Annotated in this window: 20 protein-coding genes and 1 tRNA gene; 11 read left to right on the top strand and 10 right to left on the bottom strand. The window is 66.7% G+C overall.

Features of this window, described 5'->3' with window-relative positions; all coding sequences use genetic code 11:
- Window positions 1–52 precede the first annotated feature (52 nt).
- Both ACOQPQ_RS07520 and ACOQPQ_RS07515 read left to right on the top strand, forming a co-directional pair.
- Window positions 53–1,330, top strand: a complete 1,278-nt coding sequence (locus tag ACOQPQ_RS07520; RefSeq protein WP_420638822.1) for a hypothetical protein — start codon at window positions 53–55, stop codon at window positions 1,328–1,330.
- Window positions 1,331–1,358: 28 nt separating this feature from the next.
- Window positions 1,359–2,795: a class I adenylate-forming enzyme family protein gene (locus ACOQPQ_RS07515; protein WP_420638821.1), complete on the top strand. Its 1,437-nt coding sequence runs from the start codon at window positions 1,359–1,361 to the stop codon at window positions 2,793–2,795.
- A 90-nt stretch (window positions 2,796–2,885) separates the two neighbouring features.
- Here the strand turns inward: ACOQPQ_RS07515 and ACOQPQ_RS07510 are convergent, their stop codons facing one another.
- Window positions 2,886–4,211 carry an exonuclease domain-containing protein gene (locus tag ACOQPQ_RS07510; protein ID WP_420638820.1) on the bottom strand — a complete coding sequence of 442 codons (1,326 nt, stop codon included), beginning with the start codon at window positions 4,209–4,211 and terminating at the stop codon, window positions 2,886–2,888.
- 164 nt (window positions 4,212–4,375) lie between these two features.
- On the opposite strand from ACOQPQ_RS07510, the gene ACOQPQ_RS07505 reads away from it, so the two are divergent.
- The 3 genes from ACOQPQ_RS07505 to ACOQPQ_RS07495 all read left to right on the top strand — a co-directional run bounded on the left by ACOQPQ_RS07505 (window position 4,376) and on the right by ACOQPQ_RS07495 (window position 6,769).
- Window positions 4,376–5,203: a type IV toxin-antitoxin system AbiEi family antitoxin domain-containing protein gene (locus ACOQPQ_RS07505; protein WP_420638819.1), complete on the top strand. Its 828-nt coding sequence runs from the start codon at window positions 4,376–4,378 to the stop codon at window positions 5,201–5,203.
- A gap of 516 nt (window positions 5,204–5,719) precedes the next feature.
- The gene (locus tag ACOQPQ_RS07500) at window positions 5,720–6,196 is read left to right on the top strand and encodes a helix-turn-helix domain-containing protein (RefSeq protein WP_420638818.1); all 477 of its coding nucleotides are present in this window, start codon (window positions 5,720–5,722) and stop codon (window positions 6,194–6,196) included.
- Window positions 6,197–6,214: 18 nt separating this feature from the next.
- A complete protein-coding gene (locus ACOQPQ_RS07495; protein ID WP_420638817.1) occupies window positions 6,215–6,769 on the top strand; it encodes a PIN domain-containing protein in 555 nt (184 codons plus the stop codon).
- Window positions 6,770–6,790: 21 nt separating this feature from the next.
- Here ACOQPQ_RS07495 and ACOQPQ_RS07490 read toward each other — a convergent pair whose 3' ends face one another.
- Entirely contained in the window at window positions 6,791–7,477 is a 687-nt protein-coding gene (locus ACOQPQ_RS07490) for a TIGR02391 family protein (protein WP_420638816.1), read from the bottom strand.
- Between the two features lie 124 nt (window positions 7,478–7,601).
- Window positions 7,602–8,528: a queuosine salvage family protein gene (locus tag ACOQPQ_RS07485; RefSeq protein WP_420638815.1), complete on the bottom strand. Its 927-nt coding sequence runs from the start codon at window positions 8,526–8,528 to the stop codon at window positions 7,602–7,604.
- Between the two features lie 231 nt (window positions 8,529–8,759).
- On the opposite strand from ACOQPQ_RS07485, the gene ACOQPQ_RS07480 reads away from it, so the two are divergent.
- The 3 genes from ACOQPQ_RS07480 (at window position 8,760) to ACOQPQ_RS07470 (ending at window position 10,925) form a co-directional block, all read left to right on the top strand.
- A complete protein-coding gene (locus tag ACOQPQ_RS07480; RefSeq protein WP_420638814.1) occupies window positions 8,760–9,677 on the top strand; it encodes a ribokinase in 918 nt (305 codons plus the stop codon).
- A 34-nt stretch (window positions 9,678–9,711) separates the two neighbouring features.
- Window positions 9,712–9,797 (top strand) — tRNA-Leu (locus tag ACOQPQ_RS07475).
- Window positions 9,798–9,926: 129 nt separating this feature from the next.
- Window positions 9,927–10,925, top strand: coding sequence for an aldose epimerase family protein (locus ACOQPQ_RS07470; RefSeq protein WP_420638813.1), 999 nt, complete (start codon window positions 9,927–9,929; stop codon window positions 10,923–10,925).
- A 268-nt stretch (window positions 10,926–11,193) separates the two neighbouring features.
- Here the strand turns inward: ACOQPQ_RS07470 and ACOQPQ_RS07465 are convergent, their stop codons facing one another.
- The 6 genes from ACOQPQ_RS07465 to ACOQPQ_RS07440 form a co-directional block, all read right to left on the bottom strand.
- Window positions 11,194–12,426 carry a DUF222 domain-containing protein gene (locus ACOQPQ_RS07465; protein WP_420638812.1) on the bottom strand — a complete coding sequence of 411 codons (1,233 nt, stop codon included), beginning with the start codon at window positions 12,424–12,426 and terminating at the stop codon, window positions 11,194–11,196.
- A gap of 274 nt (window positions 12,427–12,700) precedes the next feature.
- Window positions 12,701–14,113, bottom strand: coding sequence for a hypothetical protein (locus ACOQPQ_RS07460; RefSeq protein WP_420638811.1), 1,413 nt, complete (start codon window positions 14,111–14,113; stop codon window positions 12,701–12,703).
- A gap of 39 nt (window positions 14,114–14,152) precedes the next feature.
- Window positions 14,153–14,647 carry a nucleoside deaminase gene (locus tag ACOQPQ_RS07455; RefSeq protein ID WP_420638810.1) on the bottom strand — a complete coding sequence of 165 codons (495 nt, stop codon included), beginning with the start codon at window positions 14,645–14,647 and terminating at the stop codon, window positions 14,153–14,155.
- 33 nt (window positions 14,648–14,680) lie between these two features.
- Window positions 14,681–15,889, bottom strand: a complete 1,209-nt coding sequence (locus ACOQPQ_RS07450) for an amidohydrolase family protein (RefSeq protein ID WP_420638809.1) — start codon at window positions 15,887–15,889, stop codon at window positions 14,681–14,683.
- Between the two features lie 95 nt (window positions 15,890–15,984).
- The gene (locus tag ACOQPQ_RS07445) at window positions 15,985–17,700 is read right to left on the bottom strand and encodes a class I adenylate-forming enzyme family protein (RefSeq protein ID WP_420638808.1); all 1,716 of its coding nucleotides are present in this window, start codon (window positions 17,698–17,700) and stop codon (window positions 15,985–15,987) included.
- Window positions 17,697–19,154, bottom strand: coding sequence for a serine hydrolase domain-containing protein (locus ACOQPQ_RS07440; protein ID WP_420638807.1), 1,458 nt, complete (start codon window positions 19,152–19,154; stop codon window positions 17,697–17,699). Before ACOQPQ_RS07440 ends, ACOQPQ_RS07445 begins: the two co-directional genes overlap by 4 nt.
- A gap of 30 nt (window positions 19,155–19,184) precedes the next feature.
- Here ACOQPQ_RS07440 and ACOQPQ_RS07435 point away from each other — a divergent pair, with 30 nt between their 5' ends.
- The 3 genes from ACOQPQ_RS07435 to ACOQPQ_RS07425 are packed head-to-tail and all read left to right on the top strand — an operon-like array spanning window position 19,185 to window position 22,154.
- A complete protein-coding gene (locus tag ACOQPQ_RS07435; RefSeq protein ID WP_420638806.1) occupies window positions 19,185–19,649 on the top strand; it encodes a VOC family protein in 465 nt (154 codons plus the stop codon).
- Between the two features lie 28 nt (window positions 19,650–19,677).
- The gene (locus ACOQPQ_RS07430) at window positions 19,678–20,886 is read left to right on the top strand and encodes an acyl-CoA dehydrogenase family protein (protein ID WP_420638805.1); all 1,209 of its coding nucleotides are present in this window, start codon (window positions 19,678–19,680) and stop codon (window positions 20,884–20,886) included.
- A gap of 23 nt (window positions 20,887–20,909) precedes the next feature.
- A complete protein-coding gene (locus tag ACOQPQ_RS07425; protein ID WP_420638804.1) occupies window positions 20,910–22,154 on the top strand; it encodes an ABC transporter substrate-binding protein in 1,245 nt (414 codons plus the stop codon).
- A gap of 136 nt (window positions 22,155–22,290) precedes the next feature.
- On the opposite strand, the gene ACOQPQ_RS07420 is transcribed toward ACOQPQ_RS07425, so the two are convergent.
- Window positions 22,291–23,223: a D-isomer specific 2-hydroxyacid dehydrogenase family protein gene (locus ACOQPQ_RS07420; RefSeq protein ID WP_420638803.1), complete on the bottom strand. Its 933-nt coding sequence runs from the start codon at window positions 23,221–23,223 to the stop codon at window positions 22,291–22,293.
- Window positions 23,224–23,286: the final 63 nt, after the last annotated feature.

The following is a 23,286-nucleotide window of genomic DNA, read 5'->3' as shown; positions in this document are numbered from 1 at the left end:
ACTACTCAACGCCGGCCCCCGCCACAGAGGTGCCTTCACTACAGTCCGGTCTGTGGGAGACGCCGGCGCGATCACCGATGAGGCCATTGCCCGGCTGCGGGCTCGGATCGGGATTGCCCAGCCCCATCCGCAACCCCCGTGGTATCGCCGCCCCGACACCGACGCCTTTCGCCACGTGGCCGAGGCCTTCGGCGACGACAACCCGTTGTGGTGTGATCCCGACTACGGCGCGGGCACCGTGTGGGGTGGTCCGATCGCCTCGCCCAACATGAACGGGGGCGACACCCTCATCGGTGAGAACGAGGTACACCGGCTCGACCCCGACACCAAGGCGCTGCTCAAGGGCGATCCCCTCAAGGGGGCCCACGCCTACTACTCGGGCAGCTTCCGGGAGTGGTGGGCGCCGTTGCGACCGGGGATGCGGGTCACCCGCCGCAACGCCTTGGTCGGGGTCCACGACAAGTCGAGCGAGTTCGCCGCCCGCACCGTACACGAGTGGACCGCCGAGGTGTTCGCCACCCCCGGCACGGTGCTGTCGGCCCAGTATCGGTTGATGATCCGCACCGACCGGGGGGCGGTGGAGCGTCGGGCCGATAAGGGTGGGGGCAAGTACGACGGTGTGGTGATCGACCCCTACACCGACGAGCAGATCGAGGATATCGCCGAGGCGGTCCGGGGCGAGGCCGAGCGCCGCCGGGGGGCCGAACCCCGGTGGTGGGAGGACGTGGCCGAGGGCGACGAGCTGCCCCCGCTGGTCAAGGGGCCGCTGCGGGTGACCGACATCGTGGTGTGGCACACCGGCATGGGCATGGGCCTCTACGGGGTCAAGGCGCTGCGGTTGGCTGCGCAGCAGCGTCGGCGGGTGCCGGGGTTCTTCCGGCCTGACGATCTCAACATCCCCGACGTCCACCAGCGGGTGCACTGGGATCCCGAGTGGGCCCGTCGGGCGGGCAATCCCGCCATCTACGACTACGGCAGGATGCGGGAGACGTGGCTGGTGCATTTGTGTACCGACTGGATGGGCGACGACGCCTGGCTGGCCGCGCTCGACGTGGAGTTCCGCCGGTTCAACTACGTGGGGGACACCCACTGGATGCGGGGGACGGTGACCCGCAAGTACCGCACCGACCAGGGGGCCCCGGCGGTGGATCTCGACGTCTTCGGCGAGAACCAGCGGGGGGAGATCACCTGCCCCGGCCACGCCACCATCTTGCTGCCCAGCCGGGAGCACGGACCGGTCCGCTTGCCTGCACCCCCCGGCGGGGCGACCACTGCCGCCGAGGCATTGGAGGCGCTGGTGCAGCGGTTCGAGGCCATGTCGGGGTCATGAGCCCCGACCGGAAGGGGCGTCACCCCTGATGGGCCAACGGGACGAACGGCGACCCAACCTGACCGATCTGGTGCTGGACCATCCGTTCGACGACGAAGAGCCGCTGCTCCATGACCTCGACCGCACGTGGCGGGCGGGCGAGGTCCGACGTGAGGTCCGCTCGATGGCCCGGCGGCTGGCGGACCTGGGCTGCCGGGAGCGAGGCGTGGCCGTCAATCTCGAGCGGGGTGCCGAGGTGGTGTTGGCCATGGCGGCGGTCTGGGAGGCCGGGGGGGTGTTCGTGCCGATCAACCCGCGGCTCCCCGATCAGGCGGTGTCCGAGGTGGTGAGTCGACTTCGCCCTGCTTTGATGATCGACGCCGAGGGCATTCACCCTGTCGACCTCGGCCCCGTGAAGGGCCGGGACGCGGCTTGCACGGTGTACGACCAGGACGCCGCCTTTGTGCTGTGGACGTCGGGCACCAGTGGCGATCCCACGCCGGTGCTCAACACCCACGAGGGCTACCTGGAGATCATCGACCGGGTGCTGGAGCCTCTGCGGGGCAAGCGGGCCACCGGCGAAGGCCCGGCCAAGCGGCCGACACCCAACTTGATTCCGGTGTCGATGGCCCTCAATGCGGGCATCTACAACGCCCTGTTCGGTCTACGGGCCGGGGCGGCGTTGGTGGTGATGGACCGCTTCACCACGGCCGACTTCGCCACCTTGGTGCGCCGCCACCGCATCCGCTCCACCATCCTGCCGCCGGCGGCCATGGCCATGCTCAACGACGATCCCGACATTGCTGATCTGGGGGAGCTGAAGTACGTGCGGTCGGTGACGGCCCCGCTGTCGCCGTTCCAGGCCCGGCGGTTCGCCGACCGGTTCGGTGTGGTGGTGCTCAACGGCTACGGCCAGGCCGAGATGGGCGAGGTGATCGGCTGGACGGCGGCCGACGCCCGGGAGCATCCCGACAAGATCGGCGCGGCCGGGCGTCCCCACCCCGGCGTGAGCGTGCGCATCGAAGCTCCGGACGCCAACGGCGTGGGGGAACTCGTGGTACGGCCCCCGCTGGTGTGGGACGACACCCGGCGAGCGGCTCTGGCCGGGCGCCTCACTGCCGACGACCACATCCGCACCGGTGATCTGGCCCGGCTGGACGACGAGGGGTTTGTGTGGATCGAGGGCCGGTTGGGCGACGTGATCAACCGGGGCGGCAACAAGGTGGTGCCCACCGAGGTGGAGGAGGTGCTGGCCGCCCTGCCCCAGGTGAGCGAGGCCGCTGTGGTGGCCGAGCCCGATGATCGGCTGGGCCAGGTGCCGGTGGCCTTCGTGGTGGAACGGGCGCCGGTGACCGACCAGGAACTGGAGCAGGCCTGCCGAGCCGCCCTGGCCCCCTACAAGGTGCCCGTCCGCTTCGAGCGACGCCCCACCCTCCCCCGCAACGAAGTCGGCAAACTCCTCCGCCGCTCCCTCGACCCCCGGTAACGGCCACCTGGTGAATGAATTAGGGGTTGGGAAACACCGGTGAGTGCCGGCCGGCGGCATCCGTCAATGGTGGCGCAGACGCTATGCAGGTTATCGCCGTTTCGTCTGACGGCCTGGGCAATCGGTGCAGGGTTTGGACTGCCGTTGGGAGGAACGGGCGTCGACCGTCCACGTCTTCAGGCAGACCGGACACTCTATGGATTTGCGGGCGCCTTCGACCGTACGAGCGGGTATCTCCTTGCCCGGCGCAGCCGTCAGAAAGTCATCGATCGCCGCGATGGGTATCCCGTACTTCCGTGCCTTCTTTGCTTTGCCAGAATTGGTCTCAGGCTCCAGCGCCGCGACCAGGCTGGTCTGCTTCGTGACGTTCTTCTGGACCTCAAGCCCGAAGGAGACAGCATGAGCTTCCAACTGGTCGCGGTCGTATATCGGATGGTCACCTGTGAACACGACGCTCATGCCGGCCTCGATCCGGATGGAGCCTGACCGCTCTCTCCATTGACGCAATCGGGTCTCGATGAGGCTTTGGTCGACGTCCAATGCCCTTCCGACCCGAACCAGAGCGTCGTACTCATCTGATGTCAGCACATGGTCGGCCAACGCGGCATCGATCAACTCATGGACGAACCGGCGGTGCGCCTGACCGACATGGGCGTCATCGAGTCCGACCGTTCGGGCAATGTCGGCCAGTTCGGCCCGTTCGTCGCGATCGAGGTGAAGATCCTCTACCGCTCGAGCCAGTACTTCGAGATACGCCAACACGGCGGGCTCGGCGCCGTCATGGGCAAGGTGGGCGGCCTGGTTCGCGATATAGGGAGAAGCCGGAAGCCGAATCGGCGCCGCGTCTTCACGGCGAAGCACCCGGCCTGTCGGGCGCAGTCTGACCCGTGCCGACGCAGGTGCTCCGGGGTGGCACGCCGGTGCCACCGAGCACAGCAGCTCTGCGGTGGCCAGTGCATCATTGCGGGCGCGGTGCTCCTCTCCAAGGTCAATGCCGTGGACGGCGCACGCGGCCGAGAGTTTCGCTCCAGTTGCGCGAAGGGTGTCGATTCCAGCGTGGACATCAAGCAACCCACCAATCCGACTGAACTCGTAGCCGAGCATGCGATGGTCGAACGGGAGGTTGTGCGCGGCCACGGCCGCGCCGTCGAGGCGCATGGCGACATCCGCGGCAACATCATCGAAGTTCGGCGCTGACTCAACCATGGCGGCGGTGATGCCGTGGATGTGGGTGGCCGAGATCGCACGTCCGGGCTGGATGAGCGAGTCCCACACGTCCACGATCTCCCCGTTGGGGGACATCGTGACCAGAGCGATCTCAATCACTCGATCCGCCGAGTAGACGCCAGTGGTCTCGGTGTCCACCACCACCAGGCGATCAGCCCCACCGAGAAGCGCACGCAAAGCCGCCGTCATCACCCCACGCTAACTCACCAATTTCGCGTAGGTGTTCAGCTACTGCCCACCATGGTGAGGTCGTCGTTACACCGTCGTGATGGCTGATGTCTGGTCAGTACAGTACTGCCTGAGGTGCCTTTAGGGATTGGCAAAACAGTACTGTAAACAGTACGCTAGTGACAATGACCCAGGACAGCAGTGCCCCAGTGGTCCGCTTTGCCGCCCATGCTGACTTGATGGTCACCGAGGGCGGGGCCATCGGTCGAGAGCTGGAGCGCATGCAGGCCCGGCTGGGTGAGGTGCTTGATCCGTTGCTTGCCGAGGCGACCAAGGGCATGCAGGATCGGCTCGCAACGATGATTGCGTCCCGCCTGGAGGAGGTTGCCCAGTCCGAGGGGTTTCGGGAAGCGATCTCCGAGGCGGCGCGAGAGATCACTCTTCGTGCCAGCGTCGTGGAGGCGATGGACCGTTCGGGATACCGGTCTGCGCTTTACGCTTTGGCGGCCAATCATCACGGCTTCCTCACAACCGAGATGGCCAGGTCCGTTGGGGTGCCGGCCGTAGAGGTGCGGAAACTTGCGGCACGCGGAGGCATGTCCAACGTCGCCAGAGGGCTGTATCGCGTCGAGGGGATCGACGGAGGCGACCATGCACCGTTTGCAGAGGCGGTTCTGAGAGTGGGACAAGAGGCGCACCTTGTCGGCGAAAGCGTGCTTGCCCTCCACGATCTGGCTTTCGTCAATCCACGCCGAATCAAGGTCGGCACGCCCCGCCGCGTGCGGCGAGAACTCCCCGCACACATCGAACTCGTGCACACCCGAACCGACCCAGCAGACCTGACCGAGTACTACGGCATCGGTTCCTTGACGGTCGCCGCTGCCATTCGCGATTCCATCGGCGCAGTGATGCCTGAGCGGCTCACGGAATCGGTTGAACGGGCTACTGAAGAAGGCTTGGTGCGACGGCGTGATGCCAGCGCCCTACTCGCAGAGATCGCAGCGGCGGAATGAGCCCACCCCTCAATGTCAAGGGCCGCCGCTCTAGGCCGGAGCGTTCGCAAAACAGGGTGGGCAAGTCTCTCGACTCTGTTGCGAGTGCAGGCGGGAGAGGTGCAGCGCGTAGCGCAGAACCGTGGATTGTGAGGAGTTGAGAGCCGTGCTGGATGCACTCGGCGGAGTCAACGCGCTGCGGAGGGAGATGCTGGCTGCGGTCACCGAGGAGGTGTGCGAGGAGGCCCGCGCCGGATTCGGCGACCCTGACCTCGCCACCGAGTGATTTCGCCGCCCGACGCTCCGCTCCCGCCCGTACAACATCTCGCCTTTGCATCCTTCCTCGCCTTCAGCAGGCACTCGGCTGTGACGGCAGCCTTGGCATTGGACTGGTTCCTGAAGATTCGCCCATTTCTGCTATTGCGAATATTGCGGATAATGGTAGCCTGACGCTAGCGGGGCTCGACAGAACCCCGCACAAGATGAATCGCCATACTGCCATAAGGTCCGAGCAACGCTGTGAAGGAGTGATCTGAGATGGCCAGCGCACCTGTTCTTGACCACCGCTTGGCGGTCCCGGACGACGATACAGTTGCCAAAGCCGCCGAAGCGGTCGACATCTTGGGTCGTTTCCTCCGCGACCCAGCGCCGCTCACCGCCACGACGCTTCTGCTCACAGCCAAGGGTGAGGATCCGACAACGATCGAACTGCCCGCCCCGGCGCTGCATCTGCTGGCTGACATCCTTGTCCAGATAGCAAATGGCCATGCCGTCACCGTCGCACCCGTCCACGCTGAGCTCACCACGCAGCAAGCAGCTGACCTGATGAACGTGTCTCGCCCATACCTTGTCGGCCTCCTTGAGGCCCGTAAAATCCCCCACCGTCGTGTCGGCAACCGCCGACGCGTTCTCCTGACTGATCTTCTCGAATACAAGCGCCGTGACGATACTGACCGTCTTGCTGTGGCTAGCGAACTCGCTGCCGAAGCACAGCGACTCGGCTTCGACTACTAGCCGCGGTCTGAAGCTGCCGTGGCGTTCACTGCGATCTACGACGCATGTGTGCTGCATCCTCAGGGCCTGCGCGATCTGCTCGTCCGCCTGGGCATGACCGGCCTCTTCCGTGCCCGGTGGACCGACCAAATCCTCGATGAAATGGTTGGATCAGTCCTCCGGCGCTATCCGGACCTCTCCCACGCGGACCTCGCTCGCACGCGTCAGCTGATGTGCGACGCAGTCCCGGACAGCCTCGTAACCGGTTACGAAGGCCTCACCGAAGTGCTCGCCCTACCAGACCCCGACGACCGACACGTGCTCGCAGCCGCGATCGTTGCGGGTGCAGAGGTCATCGTGACCGATAACGCGACCGACTTCCCGCCCGATGCGCTCGCACCCTTCAACATCGAAACACAGACCGCAGACGACTTCGTCCTACACCTGGTTGACCTTGCCCCAGCAGCCGTCTCGACCGTCGTGAACCAACAGGCCGCAGACCTCAGGAACCCGCCCATGACAACTGAAGAGGTCCTTGATCGCCTTGCAGTTTCCGGACTCCGGAGATCTGTTGCAGCACTGCGCCATCTCTGATGCACAGGCGGCGGACCTGAATCAGGACGCTGCCGGCTCTATGGAGTCGAGAATCCTCATGAGCAGGCTCGCCGTTGTCACAGCCTCGGCCGCCTCTGCCACATTGTCGTAGTTCACATCTCGGTGACCAGCGGGATTCCGCAGAACCGCGTAGGCCCCCGCGAACAAGGCTCGGCGACCCTCGCGTTCACCTGTGACGGCATTGCCATCAACCAGCACACCATCATTGCCAAATGCCTGATTGATGAGGTCAACCCCAACGACGTTATCGCCGAGGTCGCTCAATTCCCGTACTCTGACCTCGACGGCTTTCAGTGACACGAATATCGCCTGCTCGTACTCCCCCAACAAGAACTGGGGCCGGGCTCGGCGCTCGATCTCGGGATGTAGCCCCTCAGCAAGCCGATGCTCTGCCCGCACGCGGTCGATTCCCTCAGTTATGGCAAGCTTGCCGGCGCGACTCACGGCAATGGAATGCAGATTGTGTCGGTCCAAATCGGGCACCAGCAGGCCTCTGCTCATGAGCCAGGCGAGGGCCTCCTGAATCGCTTGTGGCACGGCTGTTCCCGCATAGACGTTGCCATTGCCGTAGTTCAGCCAGTAGTCGTGGGCGTCTCGTACATCTGAGGAGTGGATGTCCTCGAGTATGAGAAGTCCCAGCTCATCAACCGGTAGTTCCTCGATTTGGGCAATCTCGAGCTGGAGCACTCTAGAATCTTGCACTACAAGGGCACGAAAGTCGAGGCAATTCCGACAAGGCTATTGTCCTCGAAGATACGAGCATCCCGACTGCCACGGCGTGATTGTTGCTCCGGAGAGCTTGACGGGCCGGTTAGTACATGATCGTTTGGGTGAGGTGGTGGGGCCAGAAGGTGGCGTGGAAGGCCTTCCACAGCCGGTAGTCCACCTGGGGGATGATCAACTGGAGGCTTGGGGGTCGCAGCTCGTTGATGGCGTCGGTCAGCAGGGCGGTGGCGTACAGCGTGTGGGCCCGGATCTCGATCTCCTCCTCGGAGTCGCGAAGCAGCGGGACGCCGGCGTTGATGTCGGCTTCCAGCTCGTCGGTGTAGCCCAGGATGCCCATCCGCCGCAGCGCCACCGGCACGATGTAGTCGGCAAAGGCGGTCATCCGGTCGATGTCGCTCACCTGCCAGCCATGGCCTCGTAGCGCGATGTGCAGCGCCCACAGGGCCAATTGGGCGAGCTTGTAGAGCCGCACCTGGTGGCCCCGGTGGACGCTCATGTCGTCGAACCGGGGGAACTCGCCGATCAACCGCTCCATCAGCCCGTCTCCGTCCGCATACATGGCCGGTTGGCAGTCTCGAACGAACCGGTGGAACTTCCCGTCGTAGTTTTCGGTCAGGGTGGCTCCCACGTCGTGGAGGATCTTCACCCGCTCGTCGAGCATGGGCATCTCGATGTTCCCGTGGAAGATGTCCTCGAGGTCGCGGCGGCTGATATCGGCCAGGTAGGCACCGTCGAGCAGCGGGATCCCCGCGTCCAGGGCATCCATCACCCGGGCGAACATGGCCTCGGTGTCCGAGTAGGTCGTGCCGTGGCGGTCGGCCTCGAACTTCACTCCGGTGTCGAAATCGCTGAAGGCAAAGTTCTGTGTGGCGATGAACATGGTGATGTCGATCACGCGGTCGGGGTCTTGGCCCAAGGGGAAGGGGCCGCCGATGCCGCCCGTCGGAAAGACGAACTCCTCGTAGGCCATCCAATCTGCAACCTGGCCAATGCCCTCCGGCCGGGTCTCCACGTGACGTGATGTTTCGACGACGGGAAGCACGGAGCGAAGAACGGGTGCGTCCCAGTAGCGACCTCGTGACACGTCGGCGACTCCTGTGGCTTGTTCGATTCAGGGGACTCGGTCCACTCCATTGGAGTGTTGGCGACCAACGGTAGAGCACGGCGAATCGGCTCTGTCGGTCGAAACCGTATGCTGGCACCGACAGACCGCTATGTCCGGCAGATAGAGGGAGGCTCCACCATGGGACAGGCGTCCGCACCGTGCGTGGTCGTCATCGGTTCAACGATGATCGATCTCGTCACTTATGCCGACCGTCTGCCGGAGTCCGGCGAGACCGTGGTGGGCAGCCGGTTTCAGATGGGCTTCGGGGGCAAGGGCGCCAACCAGGCGGTGATGGCCCGCCGCCTCGGGGCCCAGGTGGCCATGGTCAATTGCCTGGGCAACGACGGCTACGGCGACATGACCGTGGACAACTTCGTCTCGCTGGGCATCGACATCTCTCAGGTGCATCGGGTGGAAGGATCGAGTGGGGTGGCCCCGATCTGGGTCGAGCCCGACGGGTCGAACCGGATCATCATTGTGCCCGGAGCCAACCACGCCATGGAGCCCGAGCAGGCCCGGCGAGGTGTTGAGGCCTTCGAGGCCCAGGTGGTGGTGGGCCAGTTGGAGATTCCCCAATCGGTCACCACCGCAGGCTTCGAGGCGGCTCGCAGTCGGGGCGTGCCCACCATCCTCAATCCGGCCCCGGCCGCCTCGCTGGAACAGGAGCTGCTGGCGGCCACCGATTGGCTGGTGCCCAACGAGGTGGAGTTCCGAACGCTGACCGGGTCCTCGGCCGACGACGATGTCGCCCTCGCTGAGTTCTCCACCGCTACGGACGCTCGCCTGGTGGTCACCCTCGGCGAGCTTGGCGTGGCGATCGTGGGAGCTGACGGCACCGTCACGCGACTGCCAGCGCCCGCCGTCGACGCGGTGGACACCACCGGCGCCGGCGACGCCTTCGTGGGGGCATTTGCCTACGGTGTCGCCGCTGGTCTCGACGACGATCAGGCCGTCCGCCTGGGCATCACCTGCGCCAGCCACTCGGTAACCCGAGCCGGAACGCAATCCTCATTTCCCGATCCGGAGTGGTGCGCTCAGCAGCTTTCCCGCCCTTGAGCCTCAACCGGGGTCGGTAGTCTGGGCGAGCTGGGCCCGGGTGGCGGAATAGGCAGACGCAGGGGGCTTAAACCCCCCGGCCCCCACGGGGGCGTGTGGGTTCAAGTCCCACCCCGGGCACCTCGACCAGGGGCATGGAGGCCTGAACAAGACAAGTGACCGCCTGGTGAAGTTCCGGGGGAGCTTTGTCGGTGGTGGCGATCGGTGCGGACCGGCCGTTGCGATAGTGGCAGGAAGGAGTGGGTCCACATGAGTGTCAGCGTGTCCAGGGTCAGTTCGGGCCGCGAGGCTGAACTGTGGGCGATTGAAATGGCGAGCGATTCGCTCACCGCGACGTTGCTCAACGTCGGCGCCTCACTGTGGAAGTTGACGGTACGGACGGGTGGCGGTGAACGCTCCGTTTGCCTCCACCATCGTGACGTCACCAGCTACTGGTCCAATCGCCCCTACTTCGGCTGCACCGTCGGGCCGGTGGCAAATCGGATTCGAGACTCCCACTTTGAGCTGGACGGAACTGTTCACGTCCTGGAGCCGAACGAGGGTCCCCACCACCTCCACGGCGGCCCGCGAGGTCTCGGCACACGAGCCTGGGACTTTGATGTCGACCGCCAAGCTGCCGCCGTGACGTTCGCAACGCGCCACGAAGCCGGCGATGGCGGCTACCCCGGCAACCTCGATGTCGCAGTGACGTGGCGACTGGGCGGCAACACGCTGGCATTCGAGTGGATCGCGGTTGCTGACGAGGCGACGCCGATTTCCCTGACCACGCACCCCTACTGGAACCTCGGTACGACCGACTCGGTTGACGGTCACGCCCTCCGCATCGATGCCTCGCACGTTGTCGAGGTGGACGAGGGGAAGATACCAACAGGTCGCCTGCTACCCGTGTCCGCCCTCGGGCTCGACTTTCTCGGCGGAGCCATGCTTGGTGACACCGCCCAAGTTCGCCGCGAGGTGGACCACTGTTTTGCCCTCGACCAGGGGGGAACGGTCGAACTCGCGTCTCCGAGCCGTGATCTCGTCATGACAATGGAGACCGATCTACCCGGCCTTCAGGTCTATACGGGAGATCTCCTGGATGGCTCCGCCGCCAGCGGTGGCTACGGTCCTCGAGCAGGTGTCTGTCTCGAGCCCCAGTACTTTCCGAACGCCGTCAATGAGCCGTCCTTCGAGTGCCCCATACTGTCGCCCGGTGTACCACTGAAGAGCCGAACGGTGTTCAGCTTCACCCCGACCGACCAAGGCTGAACCGACCGAATGCCGCAGTGCCGCGGGCGTGCGGGTTGGAATCCCACCCCAGGCCCTCGATCAGGGACCAGTAGGCCCGCAAATGACAAGAGCCCGCCTGGTGAGGCGGGCTCCGAACTCAGCCACCGTAGCGCTGAGTAGGTATGCGCCTAGTATCCCCGACCTGAGCACCGAATTCAACTCTCTTGTGGATGGCAGAGTCGGTCCTCTCGAGAATTTCTCAGGCAGGGTGCTGCAGGATCTCGCTCAGCGGGCGGGTCGGCACCCCTTATTGGCAGCTCACGGGGGCTCGGGGTGTGGGTCTTCGGCGGTGTCCGGTGGGGTGGTGGTTGCGGTGGGTTTTGCGGTGGCAGGTGGGGCAGAGCAGGACGAGGTTGTCGATGTTGGTGGGTCCGCCGTGTTCCCAGGGGAGGATGTGGTGGATGTCGCAGGCTTGGGCGGCGAGGCCGCAGTCGACGCAGGCCTGGTCTCGGGCGTATAGGGCCATGCGTTGGGCTTGGTTGGGGGCGCGTTGGGTGCGGCCGAGGTAGAGGGGTTGGCCGTCGGTGCCGAATATGGTGGGGATGATGTCGGCGTCGCAGGCCAGGCGGCGGAGTTCTTCGATGTCGATGGGGGTCCCGTCGATGAGTTCGGCGTCTTGGAGCACCCCGTAGATCGGATCCCACTCGGCGGTGACCACCAACGTCGTCTCATGCGGCACCGGCCCGCAATCGGTGCCATTGGAAGCCTCACCGTCGGTGTCGGGGCGGTTGCCTGCGGGTTGTTGGGTGATGAGGGCGACGAGGGCATCCGCGTTGCGTTGCATGAACGACCGTTCCTGGCCGGTCTTGCTGTCGTGGTGGAGCAGTCGGCTGCTCATGGCCGAAAGGGCGGTTTTGACGCGTTGACCGTTGATGGCGTCGAGTTCGGCGTGGAGGATGACCATGTCGTTGTCCCCGTCGAACACTTTGGCGGTGCGGCGGGTGTGTTGGCGTTCGGTGCGGGTCATCCCATCGGCGGCCATCCTCTGGTTCTCCCGGGTGGCCAGCGACCGGCGGAACTGGTCGAACGACTGGGTCAGGGCCAACTTGACCAGTTCGTACCCGTCACCATCGCGTAAGGGGGCGCGTTCGTGGGAGGCGGCGATCAACTCGGCATGATCCATGGTGATGAACCCATCCCTTGCGGCATCCAACACATCCGGCAGTGCCCGCAACCCCTTGGCCGTCTTCGCCTGACGCTTGGCCTTGCGAGAAGCCAAACCGAACTGCTGGCACACCGCCTCCACGGTGTCGTCGCCGGCGAGTTCCCCCAACCGGACCAACAACCCGGCCAAGTGCGCTTCGATCTGACGGCGGACCATGTCGGTTTCCAACACCCTCTTGATCACCCCAGAGGCATCCAACTCCGAGAAATCCTGCAACTCGAACTCAGCAACCATCGCCGCCACCGCATCCCGCACCCCGCCCGGCGAGCCAGAAGCTGTGCCCGAAACTGTGCCGTTGGAAGTGTCAAACTCCATGCATGCAAGTATACCGAGCCGGGTGACAATAGCCCCCTGAATTTCTGGAGAAATAGCTATATTCTGAGGAAATTTGCGGTAGGTAGAACGGCACAACGGCCATTTGCAGGTGCTACACCCAAGATCTAACTCAAGGTCAGCTCATTTGTCCGCAAAGGAAGGGTACGGTATCCGGCTTGAAGGCCATGAGGCACTGGCGGGTCTTGGGGTTCAACGTGTGGTGCTTGCGAGACACCACTAGGCAAGTGCTAGCGCCGACCCTCGGAACTCATCGTCAAGTCCCAGTGGACCAGGTGTTGGGCTCTGTGGCGGCCATTGGGTCATCACCTTCGTTGGTGATGGGAGGGTTTTGGGGGGTTGGGTTGACGAGAGGCACGGACGGCAGTTGTTCGGCCTCGTCGGGCTCGGGTTGGGGTCGGAGTTTCGGCGCTTTGGGCTGGTAAGAGGTGAGGTCTTGCAGGACATCGCCGTAAAACGACTCGATGGCGGCAGTCACCGATTCGACGAAGCCGCGGCCTTTGCCGCTATGGCGATTCGGTCCGAGTTCCGTGCGGGCGATCAGGCGGAAACGGTGCGGGGGCTTTCCGTCGGCGCCCACCAGCAACGAGGAGTCCTCGGCCACCGCCGACAGGGTTCCGGCAATTCCTGAGGATGCGTTCTTGGGGTAGGCCTCGATGACCAGGTTCGGAGGACAGTCGCGAAGCTGGCGGGTGAGCCAACTCACTCTGCCCCGTGCGCCCTTGTCGGAGGGGGCGTCGAGCTGCACGGTCGTGACGCATTGCCGAGCCTTGAGGTTGACGGCGATCTCAAGGTCTCCCGCGGTGTTGGGGATGCGCAGCGTGCCTTCCAGTTGGCCGTTGGCGCACAAGGTGTCGACGATGTGCTTCGTGCGTAGCTTCGGATCGTTGCGCTCGGAGCGGGGGATCACCTCGGTCACGTCGGCGCCGATGTCGGCGCCGAGTCGCAGCGAGATGTAGCCCAGGAGCTGGTCCCAGCGCTGGGCGATGTCAACCACTGCATCGTCGCGACTGTTGAGCGTCCCATCACGGGCTCCGTCGCGAACGGTTGTCCAGTTTGTGCCCATGTCGTCGAAGTCCACGACCCCGGACGCCGGGTGGCGCAGGTATCGGATGAGTTCGCCCAGGATCCACTCCTGCTCGGGATCATCAATGCCTCGGTGCGTCTTCTCCTTTACCGCTTCGGTGAGCAGGCGAGTCCAGGACGAATGGTGGACCTGGACCCTGGAGTTCGACCGGACTCTCAGGCCCTCGGTGGGATGCACGCCTGGCGACGGTGCAATCTCATTGGAAATCGTGAGCACGCAGTCGAACCCCTCGGAACGAGCAACGTCCCAGTAGGCGTTGACCTGCTCTGCCTCGAGTCTCGAAGCCCCGGTCTTGACCTCCACGAGGGCCACCCACGGGTCTCTTGATCCATGTGTCACCCGGATCAGACCGTCAGGCCGGATCCTTGTCCCCGACTCGGCCTTGATCTGGGGCTCGACGAACGCCTCCACGAGAGCCCGGTCCGCCTTCGATGCCCCAAGCGGTGTCAGCAACGCCTTGGAGAACGGGCGAACTATTGTCAGGACCGCAAGCACCGCCGACGTGGCCCGTTGTTCCGCCTCCCGGTCGCCGCGAATGCCCGAGATGGGGATGATCCTCGCTCGTTGCCAGCTCTCGCTCATGTTCCCCCTCCTGTCTTTGCCGAAGCGCCAAAGATAGCTCTATGCGTTCCAGAAGCTGTGGTGGGCGGGGGTGGCTTCGTGGGAGAGGAAGGGGCCGAGCACTTCGATGGGGCGGTGGCCGGTGGCCAGGATTGCTCGGCATCCGATTTCGAGCATGGTCTGGTTATCGGGGTCGGCCATGTTGACGATCTGCATGAGGTCGGCCTGGCTCATGGCGTACACAATGCGGTTCACACCCGCCCAGTAGAGGGCCCCGGCGCACATGGCGCACGGCTCGCAACTGGTGTAGACGGTGCCGGCGGCTATGACTTCGGGAGCAAGCCTCAACCCGATCTCGCGCACGAGATTGGCTTCCGCATGCCCGGTGACATCCCCGGTGGTGACGACGCTGTTCAGTCCTTCGGCCAGAACGTTGCCGGCGGCGTCGACAAAGGTGGCCCCGAAGGGGTGGTCACCCCGCTCACGGGATGTGAACGACGCGGCTATCGCCTCACGAAGGAATCCCTCGTCGGCGTCGGTCAGGGTCGTGGGCATGGCACCTGGACAGGCTCCGGCACCCCAGAACGGCTACTTGCCCATGAAGGCGGGGGAGGTGGCGTCGGGGGGGATTTCGGAGAGGGGTTCGGCGATCTCGGCCACGGTGGGGCCGTGCTCGGCGGCCAGGGGGGCCAGGGCGTCGAGGTCGAAGTTGTACACTTCGGCGGCATTGCCGGCCAAGATGCGGCGCATCGACTCTTCGTCGCGGTCGTGCAGGGCGTAGCGGATGCCCTCCCGGCTGTAGGGGTAGGTGCCCTCCCGGTGGGGGTAGTCGGAGCCCCACATCACCTTGTGGTCGCCCACCTGGTCGAGCACGCGCATCTCGTTGGGGCCGGGGAAGCTGATGCCGATCCAGATGTTGCGCTCGAAGTAGAAGCTGGGCTTCTCGGGTAGCACCGCCTCGGCGGAGAAGCCCAGTTCGCCGCTGCGCCCGGTCTTGGCCATCTGGGCGTGCAGCCCGTCGAGGCGGCGCAGCACGTCGGGCACCCAGCCGAAGCCCTGTTCGGTGAACACCGCCTTGAGCCGGGGATAGCGCTCGAACACCCCACCCATGATGAGGTGCCACATGGACCGATTGGAAAAGAACGGGGTTTCGATCACGAACATGGGTCCCGCGGCCGGGGCGTCGCCGTAGTCGGGCATCCCGGTGCCCCCGGAGTGCAGGGTCATCACCACGTCGTGTTCCTCGCAGGCGGCCCACACCGGGTCGTAGCGGGGATGGAAAAGGGGCGGCAGGTCGGAGTTGGGGGCGATGCTGGGGATCAGCGCGCCGCCCCGCAGGTTGTGCTCGGCGATCCAGGCCACGTCGGCCACCGCCTCGTCGATGTCGTTCAGGAAGATCTGGCCGATCCCGGCCCGACGCTCGGGGTACTCGGCGCAGAAGTCGGCCACCCAGCGGTTGTGGGCCCGGATGCCGGCCAGGCGGCGGGGCAGGTCCTGATCGGTGGGCTGGGGGGCGATGAGGGTGCCGGTGGGGAAGAAGGGGGGCACGGTGTTGGGGAAGGTGATCTCGGCCACCACCCCGTCTTGGTGCTGCTCGGAGATGCGGCGGTCATTGTCCCAGTTGCGGGACCGCCCGTCGTCCTGCAGATCGCGGAACGGGTTGCGGTACTTGCCCCGCCAGGCGTCGAACTCCTCGTGCCAGCTCGACTCAAGGTACTCCCGGTAGGTGGCGTGGTTGGCCCCGGCGTGGCAGTCGGACGAGATGATGGTGTAGCGGTCAGCGGTGGCAGTGGTCATGCCGCCCAGGTTACCGGCCCCGATGTGGTCGGCACCGATTGGCCTGGACGACGGGGGTGGCCCCCTGGGAAAAGAGCGGAGGGGGTGGTTGGGGGTTAGTCGGGGGGTGGTTGAGGGGGTGAGTGGGAGTCCAGGAGTTGGTCGCGGACGAGGCGTTTGAGGTACTTGCCGGAGGCGTTGCGGGGCAGGGGGGAGTCGAGGAACCAGATTCGCTCGGGGATCTTGTAGGCGGCCAGACGACCGTCGAGGTGGGACCTGAGAGCGTCGGCATCGAGCCCCTGGCCGGGACGCAGCACCACCGCCGCGCCGGGCACCTCGCCGAGGCGATCGTCGGGCACGGCGAACACGATGGCTTCGGCCACCGCGTCGTGCTGGTAGATGGCGTTCTCCACCTCGGCACAGGCGATGTTCTCCCCACCCCGGATCACCAGGTCCTTGGCCCGGTCCACGATGGCGATGAAGCCGTCGGAGTCGATGACGGCGATGTCGCCGGTGCGCAGCCAACCGTCGGTGATGGCCTCGGCGGTGGCCTCCGGGCGGTTGAGGTAGCCCCGGATGACGATGGGCGACCGCACCAGCAACTCCCCCGGTTGGCCGGTGGGCTGCTCGGCACCGTCGTCGTCCACCACCTTGGCCTCGACGGTGGGCAGCGGCCGGCCCACGGTGGTGGGTTTGGACCGGTAGATGGGCCCGATGTTCATGGTGACAACCCCGCTGGTCTCGGTCAGGCCGTAGCCGGTGCCGGGGTTGCCGCTGGGGATGCTCCGGGCGATCTTGTCCACCAAATCGGGGTGCAGCGGCGACCCCCCGCCCCCCAGCGACCCCAGGCTGGAGGTGTCGTAGCGGTCGAAGTCGGGATGCAGCACGATCTCCCGGGACATGGCGGGCACCGCGGCCAACGTGCTCGGCCGCTCGGCGTCGATCAGCCGGAGGGCCTCGGTGGCGTCCCACCGGTACATGAGCACCAGCTTGCCGCCCACCACGGTGGTGGGGTGCAGGTAGCAGTTGCACCCGGTCACGTGGAACAGCGGCACGCAGATCAACCCGGCAGGCTGGTCGTTGCGGTCCCGAGGACCCGACGCCTTGTCGTTCACCAGGCCCAGCACCGACGAGTAGAAGCCCATGTTCATCACGTTGTGGACCGCCCCCCGGTGGGTCATCACCGCCCCCTTGGGGAACCCGGTGGTGCCCGAGGTGTAGAACACGCACAGGTCGTCGTCGGGGCCGATGGCCACCTCGGGCAGCCCCGGCGGGTCGGGGTCGCCCACCACCTCGGCCCAATCGACCGCCCCGTCGGGCAGCGGCCCGGGGTAGCGGGTGAGCAGCACGGGGATGTCCGGTCGGTCGTCCAGCGACACCAGCCGCTCCCACCGCTCACCGTCCACCGCCAGCACCTTGGGCGCGCTGTCGCCGAGGCCGTAGGCCATCTCCGCCGCCGTCCACCAGGCGTTCATGCCCACCACCACCGCCCCCAGCGACACCGTGGCCCAGTAGGTCACGATCCACTCGGGATAATTCCGCATGGCCACCGCCACCCGGTCGCCCGGTCCCACCCCGCCGTGGTCGGCCAGCCACCGGGCCATGGCCCGCACCTGGCGGTGGACCTCGGTATACGACAGGCGCTCGGTGCCGTACACCAGGTAGTCGGCCGATCCGTGGACGGCGGTGGCGGCGAACAGCTCCGTCAGGGAACCGGGGGCGTTGTCGAACACCCGCAGGGGGATGCCGTCGACCTCTCGGACCGACCAGGAGAACGGCGCGCCGGGCGCGCTCAGTTGCGCGGCAGCCTCGTTCCAGGCGTCGAGGGTCACGACGAGGTCAGGTCCCAGCTCTCGATGATGATGGGGATCAGCTCCCGGACCAGCTCGCCGATATCGGGATCGGGGGGCAGCAGGTTGGTTGACGCGGCCACCGACAGATCCAGCTCGGGGAGGTACATGGCGATGGAGCGGAAACCGGGGACGCCACCGCCGTGGCTCAAGACCGCATGGCCGTCGGCCTCGCCGATACCCACACCGAGGCCGTAATCGGGGTTGACGCCCGCGGTGGTCATCTCGGCCAGGGAGTCTGCGCCCATCAGCCCGCCGGCGAACAGGCCCCGAAACAGCCGGGGGAGGTCTCCGATCTGTCCCTCCAGGCCGCCACCGGTCCAGCCCGCCGATTGCACGAACTCCTGGGGGAAGCCCACCGAGGAGATGTAGTCGCGACCCATGAAGCTGGCCCGGGCCTCGTCGGGCACGGTGGTGAGCGTTTCGTAGGCCATGGCCAACATCCCCTGGTTGTAGCCGACCACCACCGGTTGGGGCGGGAACTCGCCGGGCGTGAGGTAGGTGTTGCGTACGCCCAGCGGCTCGAATATGCGGGCGCGGAGCTCCTCGTGGGCGAGATTGCCGGTGACTGCCTCGATGACCATGCCCGCGATCACGTGGCCGGCGGTGCTGTAGTTGTACTCGGTGCCGAAGTCGGCCACCGGGCCGTAGTTGGTGGTGAACCGCACGATCTCCTCGGGAGTGATGGGCACGCTCAGGCGGGCCGAGGCCAACACGAAGAATCCGGGATCGAAGGCGTACTCCACGAACCCGGCGGTGTGGCCCATCAGGTGGCGCAGCGTGATGTCGGGGCCGTGCTCGTAGTCGCCGTACCAGTCGTCGCCCAGGTAGGCGGTGACGGGAGTGTCCAGATCCAAGACGCCCTCGTCCACCAGCGACATCACCGCCGTGGTGGTGACCGGCTTGGTGATCGAGCCGATGCGGAAGTAGTCCTCGGTGCTCAAGGGCTCGCCGGTGACCACGTCGTCGGTGCCCCAACTGAACGCCCACGGGTCTTCGTCGCCGTGGGCCACGGCCAGCACCAGCCCGGGGGTGCGGACCTGTTGCATCCAGGCGGCAGCGGCCGTCTCGATGGCGGCCATGTCCAACCCCGACGGGTGGGGCCCGTCGCCGTACTTCAGAGGGGGCGACGGCGTGGAAGCAGGGGTTGGTTCCGGGGTCACCACCTGGTCCGGCGTTGCCGCCGCGGTCGGACTCGGGGTCGGCTCCGGGGTGGCCGGAGCAGTGGGCTCCGGGGTGGCTGTCGGGGCGGTGGGGGCCGGGGTGGCTACCATCGTCGCGCTCGGCGACGCCGCCGGGGTTGGCACCGCCGTGGAGGTGGCCGCCGCCGTCGGCGCGGGCTCGGTGGTGGTGCCCCCGTCGCCACCGCAAGCCGCCGCCACCAGGGCGAGGGCCAAGAGCATCCCGAGCAACCTCAAGGCCGATGTTCGTGTCATCGCCTCAGGCTACGCTTCACCATGGCCTCAATGCGTTTCAACCACATGGAGCTGACGCTTCCCATCGGAACCCTGACCGACGACTACCGCGCCGAAGTGCGGGAGTTCTACGGCGACGTCTTCGGGTGGACGGCCACCGACACCCAGATTCTCAAGCAGACCGCGCTGTTGCTGTCCACCGATGCCGCCACCAGCCAGTTCATCCTGCTGGCCGAGCACAAGCAGCCCATGGCCCCGCCCCCGTTCGACCATCTGGGCCTGCTGTTCGAGACCCGCGACGAGGTGGATACCGCCCTGGCCAAGTGTGAGGCCTGGCAGGAAAAGGACCCCCGGGTGGAGATCAAGCGCTACGACGACCTGGTGATGCCCACGGTGACCGTGCATGCCTTCTACGTGCGCCACCTGCTGCCCATCCATCTGGACGTTCAGTGCATGGAGCGTCCTGCCGGAGTGGCCGGGCCGTCGGGTCGCTGGGTTTGGGTCGAGGACGAATAGGCGACCACCGGCCGTTATCCTCGGCCCCGTGGATTTCGGAGACACCCCGGCGGAAGCGGCATTCCGGGCCGAGGCCCGGGCGTGGCTGGCCGACAATGGGCCCGTCCGGGGCACGTCGGACGCGTTCGACCTGCTGAACAGTCCGGGCCAGAGCGCGGGCATCGACGAAGAACTGGCCGGCCGAGCCCGCCGCTGGCAGGGACGGCTGGCCGAGGCGGGCTGGGCCTGCCTGGAGTGGCCCCCGGAATACGGTGGGCGGGGGGCCACCACTGCGGAGGCCATCATCTTCGACCAGGAGCAGAGCCACTACGGCGTGTCCACGTCGATCTTCATGGCGGCGTTGTCGATGGCCGCCCCCACGCTCATGGCCTGGGGGACCGAGGAGCAGAAACAGCGGTTCCTGGATCCGATCCGCCGGGGGGAACTGATCTTCGCCCAGTTGTTCAGCGAGCCCAACGCCGGCTCCGATCTGGCGGGCCTGCAGACCAGAGCGGTCCGAGACGGCGACGAGTTTGTGGTCAACGGCCAGAAGGTGTGGAACTCCTATGCCCATTTGGCCGACTGGGGCATCCTGTTGGCCCGCACCGATGTCGATGTGCCCAAGCACCAGGGGCTCAGCTACTTCCTCGTGGAGATGGACACCGAGGGGCTCGAACCCCGTCCCCTGCGTCAGATGACGGGCGGGGCCGAGTTCAACGAGACCTTCTTCGACAATGTGCGCATACCGGTGGACAACGTGATCGGCGGCATCAACAACGGCTGGGCGGTGGCCCAGACCACCCTGAACAGCGAACGGGCCGCGGTGGGTGCCCAGTCCAACGCCATCGACGTGGATGCCCTGGTGGACCTGGCCCGCCGCCAGGGCCGGGCCGACGATTCCGGGGTGCGCCAAGCCCTGGCCGGAGCCTGGATCCGAGCCGAGGTGCTCCGCTACCTGAGCATGCGGGTGTACACCGCGCTGAGCAAGGGCACCGAGATCGGCCCCGAGGCGTCGATCATGAAGATCCTCACCGGGGACCACATCCGGGCCACCAGCCAGGCCGCCATGGAGCTGCTGGGACCGGCAGGGATGCTGGACGACGATCCGTGGGCCCAGCAGATGGTCGGACACTTCGCCTTCAAGATCGGTGGGGGCACACCGGAGATCCAGCGCAACGTGATCGGCGAGCGCATTCTCGGTCTGCCCCGAGAGCCCCGAGCCGACAAGGGCATCCCCTTTCGCGACCTCCCCAGGTGATGATCCGTCCTGGGGTCGCGCCGGTGACGTTCGGCGCGTTGGCCCTGATGTCGCTGGTGGCGTTGACCGGGTGCGGCCTGTTCAGCCAGGGCACGGTCATCAGCCCGGCACCGGTCACCGAGGAGGGGCAACCCCTGGCCGACACCTCGCCCGCGCCGGTGGCCACCCCCGACGGGGTGCCGTTGGCCGACGATGCCATCGTGATCGGGGCGCTGATGGCCACCGCCGGTTTCCTGGCCACCTACGATGAGCCCGCCCTGGTGGCCGCCCGCAACCGGATCGACGCGGTGAACGAGGCCGGCGGTCTGTTGGGGCGGCCGGTGGTGCTGCGCCACGTCGACAGTTACACCGAACTCTCAGCCATGAAGGGAGGGGCCGAGCAACTCCTGCTGGACGGCGTGGACGTGGTGCTCATGACCTGCGACGCCGCCTATGCGGCCCCGGCCCTGGAGGTGCTGGCCGGTTCGGGCGCCCTGGTGATCAGCCCTTGTGGTACCGACGACGCTTGGGCCATCGGGGCCCTGGGCGAACGGGTGTTCTCCATGGGCACGCCGGTCAGCACCGAAGCCGCCCTTGTGGCCTCGCTGGTGGCCGACCGGGGCTTCACCACCGCGGCGGTGGTCGTCGACCAGACCAGCACCGAAGCAGTGGCGGTGTGTGATGCCTTCATCCCGGCGTTCGAGCAGGCCGGGGGCCGGGCGTTCGGGCCCTACCGCTATCAGCCGACCGATCCCGGTCTGCTCGACCCGATCCTGGCCGGCCTGATCAACCGGGGCCCCGAGGCCATCGTGTTCTGCGGGACCCGGCTGGTGGCCCCCGAAGTCCTGGGGCCGATTCGGGCCGCGGGCATCAGCCGTCCGATGTTCGCCAACTCCACCATGGACGGCGACTTCTGGCTGGGCCGGGTTCCCGGCCTGGGTGATTTCACCATGCTGTCCTACGCCTCGATCTACTCCGACACCCCCGATCCCAACCCCGCGGTCCAGCCGATTCTGGACGACTATCGGGCCGTGACCGGCCACGTGGCCCGCGACGGCCGGGTGGTGACCGGGGCCGATGCCGTCGAGGCCTACGTTCGGGCGGTGGAGCGGGCGGGCACGGTGGAGCCGGGAGCGGTGGCCGCCGAGTTGGCGCGCTTCGACGGCGAGGAGTTGGCCGCGGGCCCGGTCACGTTCGCCACGGGCAACCGGGCCGCGGTGGGACGTCCCATGCGGGTGATCACCGTGGTCGAACCCTACGCCCGGTTCGAACGCATCGTCGGTCCTTAGACCGACCAAGGGAATCATCGGTCCTTAGACCGACCAGGGGCATCGTCGGTCCTTAGACCGACCAGGGGCATCGTCGGTCCTTAGACCGACCAGGGGCATCGTCGGTCCCTGAACCGACTCGGCAGAGCCCAGCGGCTCAGTAGCCGAGCTCCACGTCCACCGGCCCCAGCAGGTCTTCGCCCGCGATGTAGCGGCGGAGGTTCTCGGTCACCCGGCGGGCCAGGAGCTTCAGTCCCATTTCGGGGGTGTTGGCCACGTGAGGGGTGATCAGGCAGTTGTCCAGGGTCCACAACCGGTGGCCGTCGGGGAGGGGTTCGGGGTCGGTCACGTCCAGGGCGGCACCCCCGATGGACCCTGCCTCCAGGGCGGCCACCAGGTCGTCGGTGACCACATGGCCGCCGCGCCCCACGTTGATCAACCACCCGTGGGGGGCCATGGCCCCGAGCGCAGCCGCGTCGATGATGCCGGTGGTTTCCGGCGTGAGGGCCAGGGCCACCACCACCACGTCGGCGTCGCCCAGCGCGTCGTGCAGGCGGTCGGGCCCGACCACCCGGTCGACGCCGTTCATGGACACCGGGTGGCGACGCAACACCGTGACGTGGCAGTCCCACGGGGCCAGCAGCCGCACCAGCGACTCGGTGATGCCCCCGCCCCCCAGCACCGTCACCCGAGCGCCCAGCAGGTTGCGCCCTTGGGGTGGCAGCCAGCTCTGGGCCCTGGCGTAGGAGCCCATCCCCCGCAAGCCGGCCAGGGCCATCATCAGCACGTGTTCGGCCACCGGCTCGGCGTACACCCCCTTGCCGCAGGTCCACCGGTGCTGGTCGTCCAGCAGATGGATGAGATTCTCGATGCCCGCGTAGGGGAGCTGCACCCAATCGATACCGGGGCCCTGGGCCAGCACGCCGGGCAGCAATTCGGGGGCGGCGGGCTCGGCCCACACCAGCGCCTCGGCTTCGGGCGGCTCCACCACCCGGCCCCCGCCCGCCACCACGGCGTCGACCAGGGCGGGGCGCCGCCAGCAGTCGGGGGCCACCGCCACGTGGGGCGGGCCGGCGGTGGGGCCGTTCACGGCGAGGGTCCCAAGACGGGTGGCGGGGGGATGGCGGGCCGGTGCATGTCAACGGGTACTTTA

The organism is Candidatus Poriferisocius sp. (genome assembly GCF_965219775.1).
Taxonomy (GTDB): domain Bacteria; phylum Actinomycetota; class Acidimicrobiia; order Acidimicrobiales; family Bin134; genus Poriferisocius.
The sequence above is the reverse complement of the archived record's forward strand: the minus strand, read 5'-3'. Positions and strand labels throughout refer to the sequence as shown.

What these genes read in the sequence shown, in the direction of transcription:
- ACOQPQ_RS07515 (WP_420638821.1), top strand. Translation starts at nt 1,359, where the DNA reads ATGGGCCAACGGGACGAACGGCGACCCAACCTGACCGATCTGGTGCTG.
- ACOQPQ_RS07510 (WP_420638820.1), bottom strand. Translation starts at nt 4,211, where the DNA reads ATGACGGCGGCTTTGCGTGCGCTTCTCGGTGGGGCTGATCGCCTGGTG.
- ACOQPQ_RS07505 (WP_420638819.1), top strand. Translation starts at nt 4,376, where the DNA reads ATGACCCAGGACAGCAGTGCCCCAGTGGTCCGCTTTGCCGCCCATGCT.
- ACOQPQ_RS07500 (WP_420638818.1), top strand. Translation starts at nt 5,720, where the DNA reads ATGGCCAGCGCACCTGTTCTTGACCACCGCTTGGCGGTCCCGGACGAC.
- ACOQPQ_RS07480 (WP_420638814.1), top strand. Translation starts at nt 8,760, where the DNA reads ATGGGACAGGCGTCCGCACCGTGCGTGGTCGTCATCGGTTCAACGATG.
- ACOQPQ_RS07470 (WP_420638813.1), top strand. Translation starts at nt 9,927, where the DNA reads ATGAGTGTCAGCGTGTCCAGGGTCAGTTCGGGCCGCGAGGCTGAACTG.
- ACOQPQ_RS07465 (WP_420638812.1), bottom strand. Translation starts at nt 12,426, where the DNA reads ATGGAGTTTGACACTTCCAACGGCACAGTTTCGGGCACAGCTTCTGGC.
- ACOQPQ_RS07460 (WP_420638811.1), bottom strand. Translation starts at nt 14,113, where the DNA reads ATGAGCGAGAGCTGGCAACGAGCGAGGATCATCCCCATCTCGGGCATT.
- ACOQPQ_RS07455 (WP_420638810.1), bottom strand. Translation starts at nt 14,647, where the DNA reads ATGCCCACGACCCTGACCGACGCCGACGAGGGATTCCTTCGTGAGGCG.
- ACOQPQ_RS07450 (WP_420638809.1), bottom strand. Translation starts at nt 15,889, where the DNA reads ATGACCACTGCCACCGCTGACCGCTACACCATCATCTCGTCCGACTGC.
- ACOQPQ_RS07440 (WP_420638807.1), bottom strand. Translation starts at nt 19,154, where the DNA reads ATGACACGAACATCGGCCTTGAGGTTGCTCGGGATGCTCTTGGCCCTC.
- ACOQPQ_RS07435 (WP_420638806.1), top strand. Translation starts at nt 19,185, where the DNA reads ATGCGTTTCAACCACATGGAGCTGACGCTTCCCATCGGAACCCTGACC.